Annotated in this window: 12 protein-coding genes; all 12 read left to right on the top strand. The window is 68.4% G+C overall.

From position 1 onward, the window contains the following. Positions 1 to 11 precede the first annotated feature (11 nt). Entirely contained in the window at positions 12 to 974 is a 963-nt protein-coding gene (gene puuE, locus PSQ40_RS07105) for an allantoinase PuuE (RefSeq protein ID WP_273950093.1), read from the top strand. 1 nt (position 975) lies between these two features. Then, on the top strand, positions 976 to 2,751 hold the full coding sequence (gene uraD, locus PSQ40_RS07100) for a 2-oxo-4-hydroxy-4-carboxy-5-ureidoimidazoline decarboxylase (RefSeq protein ID WP_273950092.1): 1,776 nt from the start codon (positions 976 to 978) through the stop codon (positions 2,749 to 2,751). Next, positions 2,748 to 3,995 (top strand): M20 family metallopeptidase, encoded by a 1,248-nt coding sequence (locus PSQ40_RS07095; RefSeq protein ID WP_273950091.1) that lies wholly within the window; start codon positions 2,748 to 2,750, stop codon positions 3,993 to 3,995. Before uraD ends, PSQ40_RS07095 begins: the two co-directional genes overlap by 4 nt. Further along, positions 3,992 to 4,927 (top strand): pseudouridine synthase, encoded by a 936-nt coding sequence (locus PSQ40_RS07090; protein WP_273950089.1) that lies wholly within the window; start codon positions 3,992 to 3,994, stop codon positions 4,925 to 4,927. The genes PSQ40_RS07095 and PSQ40_RS07090 overlap by 4 nt, the downstream gene beginning before the upstream one ends. A gap of 96 nt (positions 4,928 to 5,023) precedes the next feature. Beyond that, complete coding sequence (locus tag PSQ40_RS07085; protein WP_273950087.1) at positions 5,024 to 5,773, top strand: tyrosine-protein phosphatase; 750 nt, start codon at positions 5,024 to 5,026, stop codon at positions 5,771 to 5,773. 535 nt (positions 5,774 to 6,308) lie between these two features. Next, positions 6,309 to 7,589 carry a C4-dicarboxylate transporter DctA gene (locus PSQ40_RS07080; RefSeq protein WP_273950085.1) on the top strand — a complete coding sequence of 427 codons (1,281 nt, stop codon included), beginning with the start codon at positions 6,309 to 6,311 and terminating at the stop codon, positions 7,587 to 7,589. 126 nt (positions 7,590 to 7,715) lie between these two features. Further along, on the top strand, positions 7,716 to 9,581 hold the full coding sequence (locus PSQ40_RS07075) for a methyl-accepting chemotaxis protein (RefSeq protein WP_273950083.1): 1,866 nt from the start codon (positions 7,716 to 7,718) through the stop codon (positions 9,579 to 9,581). Positions 9,582 to 9,601: 20 nt separating this feature from the next. Beyond that, positions 9,602 to 10,294, top strand: a complete 693-nt coding sequence (locus PSQ40_RS07070; protein WP_273950082.1) for a GntR family transcriptional regulator — start codon at positions 9,602 to 9,604, stop codon at positions 10,292 to 10,294. 244 nt (positions 10,295 to 10,538) lie between these two features. Continuing rightward, positions 10,539 to 12,026 (top strand): nucleobase:cation symporter-2 family protein, encoded by a 1,488-nt coding sequence (locus PSQ40_RS07065; protein WP_273950080.1) that lies wholly within the window; start codon positions 10,539 to 10,541, stop codon positions 12,024 to 12,026. A 139-nt stretch (positions 12,027 to 12,165) separates the two neighbouring features. Further along, positions 12,166 to 14,466 carry an NADP-dependent malic enzyme gene (locus PSQ40_RS07060; RefSeq protein ID WP_273950078.1) on the top strand — a complete coding sequence of 767 codons (2,301 nt, stop codon included), beginning with the start codon at positions 12,166 to 12,168 and terminating at the stop codon, positions 14,464 to 14,466. Positions 14,467 to 14,748: 282 nt separating this feature from the next. Next, the gene (locus PSQ40_RS07055; RefSeq protein ID WP_273950077.1) at positions 14,749 to 15,780 is read left to right on the top strand and encodes an ABC transporter substrate-binding protein; all 1,032 of its coding nucleotides are present in this window, start codon (positions 14,749 to 14,751) and stop codon (positions 15,778 to 15,780) included. A gap of 31 nt (positions 15,781 to 15,811) precedes the next feature. Then, entirely contained in the window at positions 15,812 to 16,651 is an 840-nt protein-coding gene (locus tag PSQ40_RS07050) for an ABC transporter ATP-binding protein (protein ID WP_273950075.1), read from the top strand.

Raw genomic sequence — 16,651 nt, 5'->3', positions numbered from 1 at the left:
AGCCCACCCCCATGAGCCTTTACGACACCACCCTGCCCTACCCCCGAGACCTGGTCGGCTACGGCCGCAACCCGCCCCACGCGCAATGGCCGGGCCAGGCCCGCATCGCGGTCCAGTTCGTGCTGAACTACGAGGAAGGTGGCGAGAACGCCACCTTGCACGGCGACGCGGGGTCCGAGCAGTTCCTGTCCGAGATGTTCAACCCGGCAAGCTTCCCGGACCGCCACCTGAGCATGGAAGGCATCTACGAGTACGGCTCGCGCGTCGGGGTGTGGCGCATCCTGCGGGAGTTCGAAAAGCGCGGCCTGCCCATGACCATCTTCGGTGTCGGCATGGCGCTGCAGCGCCACCCCGAGCTGACGCAGGCCTTTGTCGAACTGGGCCATGAGATCGCTTGCCACGGTTGGCGCTGGATCCACTACCAGAACATCGACGAGACCACCGAGCGCGAGCACATGCGCGTGGCCCTGGACGCGATCGAGAAGCTCACCGGCCAGCGCCCCACGGGCTGGTACACCGGGCGCGACAGCCCACGCACCCGCCGCCTGGTGGTGGACGACGGGCGCCTCGAATACGACAGCGACTACTACGGCGACGACCTGCCTTTCTGGATGAAGGTGCAGCGCACCGACGGCGCGGTGGTGCCCCACCTGGTGGTGCCCTACACGCTGGACAGCAACGACATGCGGTTCTCTTTGCCACAGGGCTTTTCGCAGGGCGAAGACTTCTTCACCTACCTGCGCGACAGCTTCGACTGCCTCTATGCCGAGGGCGACCCGAACGGCGAGAACCGCCCCAAGATGCTGAGCATCGGCATGCACTGCCGCCTGCTGGGCCGCCCGGGCCGCATGGTGGCCTTGCAGAAGTTCCTCGATCACATCCAGCGCCATGACCACGTCTGGGTGTGCCGCCGCATCGACATCGCCCGCCACTGGCAGGCGGTCCATCCCTTCACCGACCACAAGGCAGGCTGACATGGCCCTCACCCTGGAACAATTCAACCAAGCCGAGCCGGCCCAAGCCCTGCAATGGCTGGACGGCTTGTACGAACACTCGCCCTGGATCGTGGAGCGCGTGCTGCCGCAGCGCCCTTTTGCCACCCTGGCCCAGCTCAAGGCGGCCCTGGCGCGCGTGGTGCGTGAGTCGGGCGCGCCAGCGCAGCTCGACCTGATCCGCGCCCACCCCGAACTCGCCGGCAAGGCCATGGTCAGCCAAAGCCTGACCGCCGAGTCCACCCACGAGCAAGGCAAGGCCGGCCTGACCGACTGCAGCCCCGCCGAGTTCGCGCGCATCCAGCAGCTCAACAGCGACTACAACGCGCGCTTCGGCTTTCCCTTCATCCTCGCGGTGCGCGGCGCCCGTGGCCTGGGGCTGTCGCGCCAGGAGATCATCGACACCTTCGAGCGGCGCCTGCACAACCACCCCGACTTCGAGCGCGCCGAGGCCTTGCGCAACATCCACCGCATCGCCGAGATCCGACTCAACGACAAGTTCGGTGTCGAGCCGGTGCAGGGCAATGAGGTCTGGGACTGGCACGAAAAGCTCAGCCAGCACAGCGACCCCGGCTACGCCGAAAAAGGCCAGCTCACTGTCACCTACCTGACCGACGCCCACCGCGCCTGCGCCCAGCGCCTGGCCCAGGGCATGCGCGACTGCGGATTTGACGACGTCGCCATCGACGCGGTCGGCAATGTGGTGGGCCGCTACCACGCCGCCACCCCGGGGGCGCGCAGCCTGCTGACCGGCTCGCACTACGACACGGTGCGCAACGCCGGCAAGTACGACGGCCGCCTGGGCATTTACGTGCCCATGGCCTGCGTCAAGGCGCTGGCCCAGGCGCAGCGCCGCCTGCCGTTTGGCATCGAAGTGGTGGGCTTTGCCGAGGAGGAAGGCCAGCGCTACAAGGCGACCTTCCTGGGCTCGGGCGCGCTGATTGGCGACTTCAAGCCCGAATGGCTGGACCAGAAAGACGCCGATGGCATCACCATGCGCGAGGCCATGCAACACGCAGGCCTGTGCGTGGACGACATTCCCAAGCTGCAACGCGACCCCCAGGCCTACCTGGGCTTCATCGAAGTGCACATCGAACAAGGCCCGGTGCTCAACGAGCTGGACCTGCCGCTCGGTGTGGTGACCTCCATCAACGGCAGCCTGCGCTACCTGGGTGAGGTGATCGGCACCGCCAGCCACGCGGGCACCACCCCCATGGACCGGCGCCGCGATGCCGCCACCGCGGTGGCTGAACTGGCGCTGTACGTCGAAAAGCGGGCCGCCCAGGACGCCGACTCGGTGGGCACCGTGGGCCAGTTGCAAGTGCCCAACGGCTCGATCAACGTGGTGCCGGGGCGCTGCCAGTTCTCGCTCGACCTGCGTGCGCCGGTGGACGCACAACGCGACGCCCTGGCGCGCGATGTGCTGGCCGAACTGGCCGCCATCTGCGAGCGCCGTGGCCTGCGCTACAGCCTCGAAGAAACCCTGCGCGCCTCGGCCGCCCCCAGCGATCCGCTGCTGCAACAACGCTGGGAAGCCGCCGTGCAAGCCCAGGGCGTGCCGGTGTTCCGCCTGCCCAGCGGCGCGGGCCACGATGCCATGAAGCTGCACGAAGTCATGCCCCAGGCCATGCTGTTCGTGCGCGGCCAGAACTCGGGCATCAGCCACAACCCGCTGGAGTCCACCACCAACGACGACATGCAACTCGCGGTGCAGACCTTCTCCCACGTCCTGAATCAAATCGCCAACGACCAGCCATGACCACTTCCCACACCGCCGCCTACGCCGCCCTGGACGCCTGGGTTGACGCCCACTTCGACGACGAAGTGCGCTTTCTGCAAGCCCTGGTGCGCGTGCCCACCGACACCCCGCCGGGCAACAACGCGCCGCACGCCGAACGCACCGCCGAGTTGCTGAAGGACTTTGGCTACGAGGCCGAGCGCCACCCCGTGCCCGCCGCCGAGGTGCAGGCCTACGGCATGGAAAGCATCACCAACCTGATCGTGCGCCGCGCCTTCGGCGCCGCCGGATCGGGCCGCACCGTGGCCTTGAACGCGCACGGTGACGTGGTGCCACCGGGCGAGGGCTGGACCCACGACCCCTACGGCGCCGAGATCGTTGACGGCAAGATGTACGGCCGTGCCACCGCGGTCAGCAAAAGCGACTTCGCCAGCTTCACCTTCGCGCTGCGCGCCCTCGAGGCCGTGGCCCGCCCCAGCCAGGGGGCGGTCGAGCTGCACTTCACCTACGACGAAGAGTTTGGCGGCGAACTCGGCCCGGGCTGGCTGCTGCGCCAGGGCCTGACCCGCCCCGACCTGATGATCGCGGCCGGCTTCTCACACGAGGTGGTGACCGCCCACAACGGCTGCCTGCAAATGGAAGTCACCGTGCACGGCAAGATGGCCCACGCCGCCGTGCCCCACACCGGGGTCGATGCGCTGCAAGGCGCGGTGCACCTCCTGAACGCGCTGTACGCCCAGAACGCCCTGTACCAGCAGGTCACGTCGCAGGTGGCGGGCATCAAGCACCCCTACCTCAACGTGGGCCGCATCGAAGGCGGCACCAACACCAATGTGGTGCCCGGCAAGGTGGTGTTCAAGCTGGACCGCCGCATGATCCCTGAAGAGAACCCGGTCGAAGTCGAAGCCCGCATCCGCGCGGTGATCGAACAGGCCGCGGCCGAGCGACCGGGCATCACGGTGGACATCAAGCGCCTGCTGCTGGCCCGCGCCATGACCCCGCTGGCCGGCAACCAAGCGCTGGTGGACGCCATCCAGACCCACGCCAAGACCGTGCTGGGCGAGGACGTGCCCGCGGTCGGCACGCCGCTCTACACCGATGTGCGCCTGTATGTCGAACAAGGCATCCCGGGCGTGATCTACGGCGCGGGCCCGCGCACGGTGCTCGAGTCGCACGCCAAGCGCGCCGACGAGCGCCTGGACCTGAACGACCTGCGCGCCGCCACCAAGGTGATCGCGCGCGCCCTCTGCGACCTGCTGAATTGAGCCTCGGGCCCGCCCCGCTGACGGTGCTGTGGCGCGACGAGCACCTGGTGGCGGTCTACAAGCCGGCAGGTTGGCTGGTGCACCGCACCGGCCTCGACGCGGGGGAGACCCGCTTCGTCATGCAGACCCTGCGCGACCAGCTGGGCCAGCATGTGTTCCCGGTGCACCGGCTCGACAAAGGCACCTGCGGGGTGCTGGTGATGGCCCTGCACGCGGACGCGGCACGCGCCCTGTCGCAGGCCTTTGAGCACCACCAGACCCACAAGCACTACCTGGCGCTGGTGCGCGGCTGGGCCCCGCTGGCCAGCGACGTGGACCACGCCCTGCGCCCCGACGATGCGCCGCCCGACGCCCCGGTGCAGCCCGCCCGCACCCGCTTTGCGCGCCTGGCCACGCTGGCCCTGGCGCCCGCCGAAGGCCAGCCCCCCGCCGACCCGCGTTACCCCAGCAGCCGGCTGTCCCTGGTGCAGGCCTGGCCCGAGACCGGTCGCCGCCACCAGATACGGCGCCACCTGAAGCACCTGGCCCACCCCATCATTGGCGACGCCACCCACGGCAAAGGCCCGCTCAACCGCTGGTGGGCCGAGCAACTGGGGCAGCAGCGCCTGTGGCTGCACGCGGCCACGCTGAGCCTGCCGCACCCGGTACACGGCGGCCTGCTGCAGATTCACAGCGGTTTGTGCCAGCCCGGCGGGCTGGCGGCGGCAGCCCCCACCGAGGCGGCCGCCGACGGCCTGGCCAGCGCCTGGGCGGAGGGCGGGGCCACCGCCTCGGTGCCCGCGCAGCCCGGGCTGTTCCGGGCCGACCCGCAGCCCCCCAACGCCCCCGCCGACCTGCATGACTGGCAGGCCCTGCTGCAGCGCTGGCCCTGGCAGCCCGACCGCGACACCTCGGGGACAAGCCCGATCCCGGATCAGCGGGCACGGCGCTAGCATGGAGGGCAGACCGGCGCCGACCCGCGCCGGTCTGAGGGGTCCACCACGTCAGCCGGACCGCTCCGCTCCCCGGATTTCATCAGCACCACCCGAATGAACCTGCACAACCCGTCGATCCCCTTGCTTGGGGCCTCCAATTTCCGCGACCTGGGCGGTTACCAGGGCCGGGACGGCCGCCGGCTGCGCCTGCGCCGGCTGTTCCGATCCGACCACCTGGCCCAGCTCAGCCCGGCCGATGTGGTGCAGCTGCAGGCCCTGCAAGTGGAGCGCACGGTGGACTTCCGGGGCGAGGGGGAGCGCCGCGCCCAGGCCTACACCCTGCCCGGCGTGACGCAGCACGCCTTGCCGATCGAACCCACCGTGGTGCAACGCGCCAAGGACATGCAGGCGCGCGGCCAGGCCCTGACCCCGGAGACCGCCGCCGCGCTGATGGAGCAGACCTACCGCGACTTTGTGCTGCACAACTCGCCGCGCTTCGCCCAGTTGTTTGCCCTGCTGCTCGAGAACGACGCGCCCCTGGTCTTCCATTGCACCGCGGGCAAGGACCGCACCGGCCTGGCGGCGGCGCTGATCCTGAGCGCCCTCGGGGTGCCACCTGACGTGGTGATGCACGACTACCTGCTGACCAACCAGCTCTATCAGCGCCCCGCCCTGCCCCCCGGCGACGCGCCGGAGGCCGCCCTGCGCGTGATCTGGCAGGTGCAGCCCAGCTTTCTCGATGCCGCGCTGCAGACCATCGACGACGTCCACGGGGGCCTGGCGCCCTACCTGCAACGTGAAATGGGCCTGGGCCCAGCCGAGATGCAGCGGCTCGAGTCGCTGTACCTCGCCCCGTCCCGCTGAGCCCCGCGCTCCCGCCAAACCCGCCAAACCCGCCAAACCCGCCAAACCCGCCAACCCCGCTTGCCCTGCGGAGCCCCTGCCTGACCCGCCCACGCCTTGGCGCGCGGAGGCACGCCAGGGGCGGGGCTTCGGGCTGACCTTGCGCCGCCCCCCCAGGCCCCGGGCCACGCTGGCCTGGCGCCAAGCCACGCTGACGCTGGCGCCTGAGCCCGCGCGGCAAGGGTTGGCGACCGTCGCCTCCATTCGCCTCCATTCGCCAATCCCCGCCGATCCCTCGCCCCAGGAGACGCGGCCTGTTGGCGCTCGCCTGGCGCTGGGCGCTGTGCGTTCACGGGACGCCCCTCATTCCGCGCACCCTTCTGGCGCAGAAGCACACAAACCGCACCAAAACCACGCATCGACCGTTCTTTCGCCTCAAAAGAGGGCATGACGGCACCGCGACCCGCGTGAAAACCCTGTGTTCATGGGCATGCAATTTGCCTACAGTTCTTGCATACAAGATTTGAGAACAACATCCACAACCCCTGGAGCCAACATGTCACGCCTCTTCAAATCCCTTTTTGGCCAGGTTGTCCTGGCCTTGATCCTTGGTGTCGTCGTGGGCCTGGTCTGGCCCGAACAAGCCGTCAAGCTCAAACCCTTGGGCGACGGCTTCATCAAGTTGATCAAGATGCTGATCCCGTTCATCGTGTTTGGGGTCGTGGTGCACGGCATCGCTGGCACCGGTGACCTCAAGCGCGTGGGCCGTGTGGGCATCAAGGCCCTGATTTACTTCGAGGTCGTGACCAGCATCGCGCTGGTGCTGGGCCTGGTGCTGGCCTGGGTGTTCCAGCCCGGTGTGGGCATGAACATCGACCCCAACACCCTCGACGGTGCCGCGTTGTCCAGCTACAAGGACAACGCCAATAAGCTCAGCGGCGGCGGCTTCACCGAGTTCGCGCTGCGCCTGATCCCGACCACCGCGCTCAGTGGTTTCGTCACCGGTGACGTGCTGCAGGTGCTGCTGGTCGCCATCCTGTTCGGCTGCGCACTGGCGCTGCTGGGCCCGCGCGGAGCCCGCATCACCGAAGCCATCGACGACCTGTCGCACGCCCTGTTCAAGACCATGGGCCTGCTGATCCGCCTGGCGCCGCTGGGCGTGCTGGGCGCCATCGCCTTCACGGTGGGCAAGTACGGCATCGGCTCGCTCAAGCAACTGGGCATGTTGGTGGCCCTGTTCTTTGCCGCCACGATCTTCTTCGTCAGCGTGGTGCTGGGCCTGATCATGCGGATCTCGGGCTTCAGCCTCTGGAAGCTGCTGCGCTACCTGCGCGAAGAACTGATGGTGGTGCTGGCCACCACCTCGTCGGACAGCGTGCTGCCGCAGATCATGGCCAAGCTCAAGGCGCTGGGCATCCGCGACTCGACCGTGGGCCTGGTGATCCCGACCGGCTACTCCTTCAACCTCGACGCGTTCTCGATCTACATCACGCTGGCCGCGGTGTTCATTGCGCAAGCCACCAACACCCCCATCTCCACCGCCGACCTGCTGGCCATCCTGGCCATCTCGCTGGTCACCTCCAAGGGCGCACACGGCGTGCCGGGCTCGGCCATCGTGGTGCTGGCCGCGACGCTGCAAGCCATCCCGGCCATCCCGGCTATTGGCCTGGTGCTGGTGCTGTCGGTGGACTGGTTCATGGGCATTGCCCGCGCACTGGGCAACCTGATCGGCAACTGTGTCGCCACGGTCGCGGTGGCCGCCTGGGAAGGCGACATCGACCGCGAGCGGGCCCACGCCGTGCTGGACGGCCGCGCCCCCGGCCATTCGGCCCCCTGAGGCCCCGGGTCTGCGGATGCGGACCCGCCTCCCCCCCAGCCTGTCGCCCCAGCCAGACGCTGGCGGCGACAGGCTGCCTTGCAGCGCCAGCCCAGTCCGCCCCCGCCCCTCCCTGAAGTTGTCCCCATGCTGAGTTCACTGCGTACCAAATTGCTGCTCATCACGACCCTGTCGGTCGTGGTGGCCCTGAGCCTCACCGGCGCCATCACGTTGACCCTGCTGCGCGCCAGCACCACCCAGACCGCCGCGCAGCAACTGAGTGCGGCCAGCGAGGGCAATGGCATGGCCATCGACCTGTGGGTGGACGCCAAAGCCACGACCGTGCAGGCCGCCGCCAACGCGGTGCAGCACGGCGACCCGCAGGGCATCGTGCTGCACATGAACAAGGCCGGGGGTTTTCCGGTGACCACCGTGGGCTGGATCGACAAGAGCTACGTCTCCAGCAGCACCACCACCCCGGCCAACTACGACCCCACGGTGCGCCCCTGGTACAAGGCGGCCGCGCAGGCCGGCAAGCTGATCGTCACGCCGCCCTATGCCGATGCCTCGACCGGCGTGGCCTTTGTGTCGTTTGCCGCGCCCATGCTGCGCGACGGCAAGCTGGCCGGCGTGGTCAGCGGCGCCGTGCCCCTGGACGGGGTGCGCCAGGTGGTGAACGCCGTCCACCCCACCCCCAACAGCCTGGCCCTCCTGGTCACCCGCAGCGGCCAGCTGCTGGCCCACGCCGACCCCAAGCGGACCCTCAAGCCCGCCGCCGAGCTGTCCCCGGCCCTGGCAGGCGAATCGCTGGACCGCTTGCTGAGCGCCACCAGCCCCCAGGAGGTCGAACTCGACGGCGTCCGCAAATGGCTGCAGGCCCGGGCCATCCGCGGCACCGACTGGTACCTGATCGTGGCGCTCGACAAGGCCGACGCCACCCAGGCCTTGGGCGAGGTGTCGCGCGGCGTGCTGCTGGCCACCGTGGTGCTGGCCCTGCTGGCGGCGGTGCTGAGCTCGGTCTTCACGGCCCGCGCCTTCCGCCGGCTGGCACAAGTGCGTGACGCGATGGCCGACATCAGCTCCGGCGGCGGCGACCTGACGCAGCGCCTGCGCATTGCCGGGCAGGACGAAGTGGCCCAGGTGGCCCACTCCTTCAACACTTTTGTCGACAAGATGGCCGTGGTGCTGCGCGACATCCGCCAGGGCGCCGAGTCGGTTCGCCTGGCCAGCGACGAGATCCGCAACGGCAACCAGGACCTGTCCAGCCGCACCGAGGGCGCGGCCAGCAGCCTGGAGCAGACCTCCGCGGCCCTGGTGCAACTGACGGCCAGCGTTCAGCAGTCGGCCGAAGCCACGGTGCGGGCTACCCAGCTGGCCAGCCAGGCCAGCCAGGCGGCCGCCAAGGGCGGTGAGGTGGTGGCCAGCGCCGTCAGCACCATGGACGAGATCAACCAGTCCTCCGCCCGCATCAGTGACATCATCGGGGTGATCGACGGCATTGCCTTCCAGACCAACATCCTGGCCCTGAACGCCGCCGTCGAGGCCGCACGCGCCGGTGAAAACGGCCGCGGCTTTGCCGTGGTGGCCGCCGAGGTGCGCAGCCTGGCGCAGCGCAGCGCCACCGCCGCCAAGGAGATCAAGGGCCTGATCAGCACCTCGGAGGAGCGCGTCAGCACCGGCACCCAGCGCGTGCAGGCCGTGGGCCAGACCATGGACACCATCATGGGCAGCATCCTCAACGTCAGCCAGTTGATCGAGGAGATCAACGGCGCCATGCACGAACAAAGCAACGGCATCGGCCAAATCAGCCAGGCGGTGGCTGAAATGGACCGCTCCACGCAGCAAAATGCGGCCTTGGTCGAAGAATCGGCCGCAGCGGCATCGGTGCTCAACGACCAGGCTCACCGCCTGGCCCAGACCGTCGGTGCCTTCCAGCTCGGTGACACGCCCTCGCAGGGCACGGCACTGGCAGGCCCTGCGGCACCGAGCTGGACCGCCCCACGCCTGCACTGACCCCGAGACGCCACAACCCTATGAGCCGCTCCCAGACCGAAATCGCACAACAGGTGGTCGAATCCATCCTGGCCCAGAAACTGGCCCCGGGCGAGCGCCTGGGCGAACAGAACCTGGCCGACCTGTTTGGCGTCAGCCGCACCCTGGTGCGCGAAGCGCTGATGCAGTTGCAAGCGCGCGGCTTTGTCGAGGTGCGCTCCCGCCGGGGCTGGTACGTGGTCGAGCCCTCGGTGGAAGAAGCGCGCGACGCGTTTTCGGCGCGCCGCATCGTGGAGGCCGGCATCCTGGCCAGCGCCGCCGACGCGGGCCGCCCGCTGCAGGCGGTGACGCGCCGCCTGCGGGCCCACATCGCGGACGAGCAGCGCGCCATCGAGGGCGCAGACGCCGCCACGCGCGCCTTCTTGCTGGCCGACTTCCATGTCTGCCTGGCCGAGAGCATGGGCCACCGCAGCCTGACCGACGTGCTGCGCGACCTGACCGCCCGCACCACGCTGGCGGCCTCGCTGTACCAGTCGCGCCACGAGGCCAGCCAGTCCTGCGCCGAGCACGCCACCATCGTCGAAGCCCTCGAGGCCGGCGACCTGGCCCTGGCGCGCGAGCGCCTGCTGGCCCACATCGGGCAGGTCGAAGAGGCCCTGCGACCCGACACCCCGCGCAGCCACGACCGGCTGCGCGACTCCTTGAGTCCGCTGGCGCACAAGCCTTCGGGCTGACCGCGCCCTCGACCCGCCGGGGCCGTGCTTTCGCGCGCTGGGCCCTGAACGGATCGCCACGGCTGTTGACCGGCGTTTGGCCTGCTTCTTGCAGGCTGTTGGCGCTCGGGTTTTCACCGACCCTGCCACGGCTTAACGTGTATACACTTTTCACATACAAACATGTGCACGAAGTGTGCGACGTTCTGTTGTGGCGGTTGCCGGCCCCGAAACCCGCCCCCTTCCAGCCCTCAAGGAACCCAGCATGAATTCAGCGGTCCACCCCGTCGACGAACGCCTCCCCCTCAACCGCCTGGCCGCCCTGGGCCTGCAGCATGTGCTGGTCATGTACGCCGGCGCCATCGCCGTGCCGCTGATCATTGGCCGGGCCCTCAAGCTCGATCCCCAGCAGGTGGCGATGCTGATCTCCGCCGACCTGTTTTGCTGTGGCCTGGTGACGCTGATCCAGTCGCTGGGGGCCACGCCGTGGTTCGGCATCCGCCTGCCGGTGATGATGGGCGTGACCTTCGCGTCGGTCGGCCCGATGGTGGCCATCGCCAACAGCCACCCCGGCCAGGCAGGCGCGCAGCTGATCTTCGGCGCCATCATCGGCGCCGGGCTGATCTCGATCCTGATCGCGCCCATCGTCAGTCGCCTGCTGCGCTTCTTCCCGCCGGTGGTCACGGGCACGCTGATCCTGGTCATCGGCGTCAGCCTGATGCGCGTGGGCATCAACTGGATTTTTGGCAACCCGGTCGGCCCGACCGCCCCCAGCATCCCGGACCCGGAGCATGTGCGCTGGCTGGCCGAGGCCGGCAAACTGGCCGCCGCGCCGGGCTCGGCCCTGCCCGCCCTGCCCAAGGGCCTGGCCATCCTGCCAACCGTACCCAACCCCAAGTACGCCGAGCTGATGGGCGTCGGCGTGGCCGCGCTGGTGCTGGTGTCGATCCTGCTGATCACCAAGTACGCCAAGGGCTTTGCGGCCAACATCTCGGTGCTGCTGGGCATCGTGATCGGCGGTGTGGCCTCGGTCGCGCTGGGCCTGATGAACTTCGACAAGGTGGGCAAGGCCGCCTGGTTCGACCTGGTGCTGCCGTTCGAGATCGCCACCCCGGTGTTCGACCCCATCCTGGTGGTGACCATGACGGTGGTCATGCTGGTGGTGATGATCGAGTCCACCGGCATGTTCCTGGCCCTGGGTGACATGACCGAGCGCAAGGTCGAGCACCGCGCGCTGACCGCGGGCCTGCGCACCGACGGCCTGGGCACCCTGATCGGGGGCATCTTCAACACCTTCCCCTACACCAGCTTCTCGCAGAACGTGGGCCTGGTGGCCGTCACCGGGGTGCGCAGCCGCTTTGTCTGCGTGGCGGGCGGCGTGATCCTGATCGTGCTGGGCCTGCTGCCCAAGATGGCCGCCCTGGTCGAATCCCTGCCCACCGTGGTGCTCGGGGGCGCCGGCCTGGTGATGTTCGGCATGGTCGCCACCACCGGCATCCGCATCCTGGGTGGGGTGGACTTCAAGCACAACCGCTTCAATGCCCTGATCGTCGCCATCTCGGTCGGCATGGGCATGATCCCGCTGCTGGCCCCGAACTTCCGCCAGTGGATGCCGCATGCGATTCACCCGCTGATCGAGTCGGGCATTCTGCTGGCCACGATCAGTGCCGTGGTGCTCAACCTGTTCTTCAACGGTGCCAAGCGGGACGATCAGGCCACCATCGCAGCCGCCAAGCAGGCCGACGCCCACTGACCGGCCCGGCCCCCTAGACACGCCCCCAGACTGTCCTGGGGGCGTTGGCCTTGGGGCCCGTGCCCCCGCGCCGTGTCAGTCTGACGTCAGGATGGGGTAAGCTCCCAGCCCGCTATCGCCACCGAAGGAAAACCATTCAATGACCAAAACCTTGTCTGCGGCCGAACAAGCGCTGCGCGACGCAGCCCGTGAATACCACCGCACGCCGGTGCGGGGCAAAATTTCCGTCACCCCGACCAAGCCCCTGTCCAACCAACGCGACCTGTCGCTGGCCTACTCGCCGGGCGTGGCCTACCCCTGCCTCGACATCGAAGCCGACCCGACCAAGGCTTGGGACTACACCTCGCGCGGCAACCTGGTGGGTGTGATCACCAACGGCACCGCCGTGCTGGGCCTGGGCGACATCGGCCCGCTGGCCAGCAAGCCGGTGATGGAAGGCAAAGGCTGCCTGTTCAAGAAGTTTGCCGGCGTCGATGTGTTCGACATCGAGCTCGCCGAACGCGACCCCGACAAGCTGGTCGAGATCATTGCCTCCCTCGAACCCACGCTGGGCGGCATCAACCTCGAAGACATCAAGGCACCCGAGTGCTTCTACATCGAGAAGCAGCTGTCCGACCGCCTCAACATCCCGGTCTTCCACGACGACCAGCACGGCACCGCCATCATCTCCTCGGCCGCCCTGCTGAACGGCCTGGAACTGGTGGGCAAGGACATCGGCGCGGTGAAGATCGCCGTGTCGGGCGCCGGTGCGGCGGCCATCGCCTGCCTCGACGTGATGGTCGGCCTCGGCGTCAAGCGCGAGAACGTCTATGTGGTCGACTCCAAGGGCGTGATCTACCAGGGCCGCCCCGGCAACCTCGACGCATCCAAGCAACGCTACGCGCAAGACACCGCCGCGCGCACCCTGGCCGATGTGGTCGACGGTGCCGACGTGTTCCTGGGCTGCTCGGCCCCCGGCGTGCTGACCGCCGAGATGGTCAAGACCATGGCGCGCCAGCCCATCATCCTGGCGCTGGCCAACCCCGAACCCGAAATCCGCCCCGAACTGGCCAAGGCCATTCGCCCGGACTGCATCATCGCCACCGGCCGTTCGGACTACCCGAACCAGGTCAACAACGTGCTGTGCTTCCCGTACATCTTCCGGGGCGCCCTGGACTGCGGCGCGACCAAGATCACGGCCGAAATGAAGCAGGCCTGCGTGCGCGAAATCGCCGACCTGGCGAAGGCCGAGATGAGCGACGAAGTGGCCGCCGCCTACGCGGGCCAGGAGCTGGTGTTCGGCCCCGACTACCTGATCCCGACGCCGTTTGACGCGCGCCTGATCCTGCGCATCGCGCCCGCCGTGGCCAAGGCCGCCGCCGAGTCCGGCGTCGCCACGCGCCCGATCGAAGACCTCGAGGCCTACCGCGAAAGCCTGTCGCGCTTCGTGTACGCCACCGGCATGTTCATGCGCCCGGTGTTCGCCGCCGCCAAGGCCGCCAACAAGCGCGTCGCCTACGCCGAAGGTGAAGACGAGCGCGTGCTGCGCGCCGCCCAGCTGGCCGTCGACGATGGCCTGGCCCGCCCGATCCTGATCGGCCGCCCGGCCGTGATCGCCGCGCGCATCGCCAAGGCCGGTCTGCGCCTGCAACCGGGCAAGGACGTCGAGATCTGCAACCCCGAGGACGATCCGCGCTTCCGCCAGTACTGGGAAACCTACCACCGCCTGATGGGCCGCCAGGGCGTCACACCCGAAGCCGCCAAGGCCGCGGTGCGCCGCTCCAACACCCTGATCGCGGCGCTGATGGTCAAGCTCGGTGACGCCGACGCCATGCTGTGCGGCCTGGTGGGTCGTTACGACAGCCACCTCGAGCATGTGCGCGACATCCTGGGCCTGCAGGCCGGCGCCAGCGGCTTTGCCGCCCTGAACGCGCTGATGCTCGACAAGCACACCCTGTTCATCGCCGACACCTACATCAACGAAGACCCGGACGCCGAGCAACTGGCCTCCATCGCGCTGATGGCCGTCGAGGAAGTGAAGCGTTTCGGCCTGCCGCCCAAGGTGGCTTTCCTGTCGCACTCCAACTACGGCTCATCCAAGCGCGCCTCGGCCATCAAGATGCGCCAGGCCCGCGACCTGTTCGCCAAGCTGGCCCCCGACGTCGAATGCGACGGCGAAATGCATGGCGACGCGGCCCTGTCGGAGTCGGTGCGCGGCAACGCACTGATGGACGGCAGCCTGACCGGCGAAGCCAATGTGCTGATCTGCCCGAACCTGGACGCCGCGAACATCCTGTTCAACGTGCTCAAGACCACGGGCGGCCATGGGGTGACCATTGGCCCGATCCTGCTCGGTGCCGCCGCCTCGGCGCACATCATGACCCCGTCGTCGACCATGCGCCGCGTGGTCAACATGACCGCCCTGGCCGCCGCCGGCGCGGCCGTGCAACAAGGCAGCTGAGTCGCCACCCGCGTGGCCACCGCGTCGCAAGCCGGGCCCGCCCCGGGCTGACGCGGCGCGGGCCACCGGCCTGCCCAGCCCCCGCCCCTGCGCAACAGGGCGGGGGCTTTTTTGTGCCTGGGCCTTGGCTGGGCCGCCCGACCGGCGCGCCATGCCCCACCAACCTTCACCCACCAACCTTCACCCACCAACCTTCCAACCCACCCACCTTCCACCCTGTTGATCCGCCACACCGCCGCGGGCACTGTTTTTGCTTCAAGCCTCCATCCCTTGGAGACTTGAATGACGCCACGCACTTTCCTCAAAGCCAGCCTTGCCCTCAGCCTTGCCGCCGCCCTGGGCAGCGCCCAGGCCCAGAACACCCCGATCAAGTTCCAGCTGGACTGGCGCTTTGAGGGCCCGTCGGCCCTGTTCCTGCTGCCCGCAGCCAAGGGCTATTTCAAGGACGCCAAACTCGACGTCACCGTCGACGCGGGCAACGGCTCGGGGGGGGCGGTGCAACGCGTGGCCTCCGGCAGCTACGACATGGGCTTTGCCGACCTGGCCGCGCTGATGGAGTTCCAGGCCAACAACCCGGACGCCCCCAACAAGCCGGTGGCCATCATGATGGTCTACAACAACACCCCGGCTTCGGTGATGGCCCTCAAGAAAAGCGGCATCACCAAGCCCGCCGACCTGACCGGCAAGAAGCTCGGCGCCCCGGTGTTCGACGCCGGTCGCCGCGCCTTCCCGATCTTTGCCAAGGCCAACCAGGTCGGCAGCGTGCAGTGGACCGCGATGGACCCGCCGCTGCGCGAGACCATGCTGGTGCGCGGCGACATCGATGCCATCACGGGCTTCACCTTCACCTCGCTGCTGAACCTCGAAGCGCGCGGTGCCAAGGCCGCCGACGTGGTGGTGCTGCCGTATGCCGACTTTGGCGTGAAGCTGTATGGCAACGCGATCATTGCCTCGCCCAAGATCCTCAAAGAAAACCCGGCCGCCGTGAAAGCCTTCCTGCAGGCCTTTGCCAAGGGCGCCAAGGAAGTCATCGCCAAGCCAGAGGCCGCCATCGAGTACGTCAAGCAGCGCGACGGCATCATCAACACCGAGCTCGAGACGCGCCGCCTGAAGCTGGCCATCGACACCGTCATCAACAGCCCCGACGCGCGCGCCGAGGGCTTCGGCCAGGTCAACCCGGCACGCCTGTCGCTGATGGCCTCGCAGGTGTCGGATGCCTACGCCACCAAGAACCGCGCCAACCCGGACACCGCCTGGACCAGCGCCTACCTGCCTTCGGCCGCCGAGCTCAACATCCTGCCGGCCAAGAAATAAGCCGCCGCCCCAGCCCGCGAGAAACGACTGCATGAGCACCGCCCCCGCCCCCCAGGAGTCCGCGCCGTTTGTGGACTTCCGTGATGTCTGGCTGGCCTACAACGACGAGTTGCTGGCCCAGAACCACTTTGCCGTCGAAGGCATCAACCTGCAGGTCAAGCAAGGCGAGTTCATTGCCATTGTGGGTCCGTCGGGTTGTGGCAAATCGACCTTCATGAAGCTCACCACGGGCCTGCGCATGCCCTCGATGGGCAAGATCCTGATCGACGGCCAGCCTGTCACCGGGCCGCTGAAGATCTCGGGCATGGCCTTCCAGGCGCCCTCGCTGCTGCCCTGGCGCACCACGGTCGACAACGTGCTGCTGCCGCTGGAGATCGTCGAGCCCTACCGCTCCACCTTCAAACAAAAGCGCAAGGAGTACGAAGCCCGTGCCCGCGCGCTCTTGCAGAAAGTGGGCCTGGGCGGCTACGAGGACAAGTTCCCGTGGCAGCTCTCGGGCGGCATGCAACAGCGCGCCAGCATCTGCCGCGCACTGATCCACGAGCCCAAGATGCTGCTGCTCGACGAGCCCTTTGGCGCCCTCGACGCCTTCACTCGCGAAGAGCTGTGGTGCATCTTGCGCGACCTGTGGACCGAGCAGAAGTTCAACGTCATCCTGGTCACCCACGACCTGCGTGAGTCGGTCTTCCTGGCCGACACGGTGTACGTGATGAGCAAGAGCCCGGGCCGCTTTGTGGTCAAGCGCGAGATCGAGCTGCCGCGCCCACGCGAGCTGGAGCTGACCTACACCAAAGAATTCACCGACATCGTGCTGGAACTGCGAGGCCACATCGGTGCGTTGCGCCAGACCGGCGCCGTGATCCACCAATGA

The sequence above is a fragment of the Curvibacter cyanobacteriorum genome, from assembly GCF_028649475.1.
GTDB classification, from domain to species: domain Bacteria; phylum Pseudomonadota; class Gammaproteobacteria; order Burkholderiales; family Burkholderiaceae_C; genus Curvibacter; species Curvibacter cyanobacteriorum.
This window is presented reverse-complemented; position numbering and strand designations above follow the sequence as displayed.